Source organism: Streptomyces sp. NPDC005195 (assembly GCF_040608315.1).
Lineage (GTDB): Bacteria > Actinomycetota > Actinomycetes > Streptomycetales > Streptomycetaceae > Streptomyces > Streptomyces kaempferi.
The window spans coordinates 1-1,826 of sequence record NZ_JBEXHZ010000292.1; the positions used below are offsets into that span (position 1 = coordinate 1).

Consider the following 1,826-nt stretch of genomic DNA (forward strand, 5'->3'; position numbering starts at 1 on the left):
GTGCCGGTGCCGTGCGCCTCGACGGCGTCGACGTCGGCCGGGGCGAGGCCGGCGGAGGTGAGCGCCTGCCAGATGACGCGTTCCTGGGAGGGGCCGTTGGGGGCGGTCAGTCCGTTGGAGGCGCCGTCCTGGTTGACGGCCGTGCCGCGGACGACGGCGAGGACGGGGTGGTTGTTGCGGCGGGCGTCGGACAGCCGCTCGACGACGAGGACGCCGGCGCCCTCGCCCCAGGCGGTGCCGTCGGCGGCGTCCGCGAAGGCCTTGCAGCGTCCGTCGGCGGCGAGGCCGCGCTGCCGGCTGAACTCCAGGAAGACGGTGGGCGTCGACATGACGGTGACACCGCCGGCGAGCGCGAGGTCGCACTCGCCGTTGCGCAGGGCCTGCACGGCCAGGTGCAGGGTCACCAGGGAGGACGAGCAGGCGGTGTCGAGGGACACCGCGGGGCCCTCCAGGCCGAGGGTGTAGGAGACGCGGCCGGACAGGACGCTCGCGGAGTTGCCGACACCGTCGTCGCCCGCGTTGTCCGAGAGGCTGAGCAGGGTGGTGTAGTCCTGCAGGTTGGTGCCCGCGAACACGCCGGTACGGCTGCCGCGCAGGGCTGTCGGGTCGATGCCGGCCCGTTCCAGTGCCTCCCAGCAGATCTCCAGCAGGAGGCGCTGCTGCGGGTCGGTGCCGACGGCCTCGCGGGGCGAGACACCGAAGAAGCCGGCGTCGAAGTCCGCGACGCGGTCGATGAACCCGCCGGTCCGTGTGTAGCTGCGGCCGGGGGTGCCGGGCTCGGGGTCGTACAGCGAGTCGGTGTCCCAGCCGCGGTCCGCGGGCCACTCGGTCATGGCGTCGCCGCCCGCGCCGAGCAGCCGCCACAGGCCTTCGGGGTCGGTCACTCCGCCCGGGAAGCGGCAGCCCATGGCGACGATCGCGACGGGTTCGCGGCCCCGGGCCTCGGCCTCGCTCAGCCGTTGCCGCGTCTGGTGGAGATCGGCCGTGACCTTCCTCAGGTAGCCGAGGAGCTTCTGTTCATCGCTCATGCGTGTTCACCCGTTCCCCGGTCCTGTCCTGTGTCCGTTCGCCGTCGCCGTCGCGGCGGCCTCAGGAGATTCCAAGATCGTTCTCGATGAAGTCGAAGATCTCGTCCGCCGCTGCGGAGTTGATCCGGTCGCTGACGTCGTCCGTCGCCGTCGCCGTGAGGACGGCGCCGCGGTCCGGGCCGTCCCAGCGGGCCAGCAGGGAGCGCAGCCGGGCGCCGATCCGGGCGCGGCGCGCGTCGTCGTCCGCCAGGTCCGTCAGCGCGGACTCCAGACGGTCGAGTTCGGCCAGCGCCCGGCCCGCGCCGTCCACGCCCTCGGTGAGCCGGCCGCGCAGATATCCGGCGAGGGCCGTCGCGTTGGGCTGGTCGAACAGGAGCGTGGCGGGCAGCGCCAGGCCGGTGACGGTGCCGAGCCGGTTGCGCAGCTCGACGGCGGTCAGGGAGTCGAAGCCGAGGGCGTTGAACGCCTGGGCGGCGCCGACCTTGTCGGTGGAGGCGTGGCCGAGGATCCCGGCGGCCTGGCCGCGTACCAGGGCAAGGAGCGTGCGCTCCTGCTCGGCGGCGGACTGCCCGGCCAGCCGGGAGCGCAGCGCCTCGGCGGCGTTGTCCTCGCCCGGGGCCGCCGGGTGGGCGGCCGCCAGGTCGCGGACCTCCGGCAGGTCGGCCAGGAGCGGGCTGCGCCGGGCCGAGGTGAAGCCGGGCGCGAAGCGTGCCCAGTCGACGTCGGCGACGGCCACGGCGGCGTCCGGGCGGGCCACGGCCCGGCCGTGGGCCGCCGGGGCGCGCTCCGGGTCCAGCG

2 protein-coding genes are annotated in these 1,826 nt (G+C 75.1%); both read right to left on the reverse strand.

Annotation, left to right across the window (positions count from 1 at the left end; translation table 11 throughout):
• A partial coding sequence (locus ABZV34_RS39060) for a beta-ketoacyl synthase N-terminal-like domain-containing protein (protein ID WP_356287925.1) occupies positions 1 to 1,028 on the reverse strand: 1,028 nt, incomplete at its 3' end.
• Between the two features lie 61 nt (positions 1,029 to 1,089).
• The coding region (locus tag ABZV34_RS39065; protein ID WP_356287928.1) for a phosphopantetheine-binding protein at positions 1,090 to 1,826 on the reverse strand (737 nt) is incomplete at its 5' end.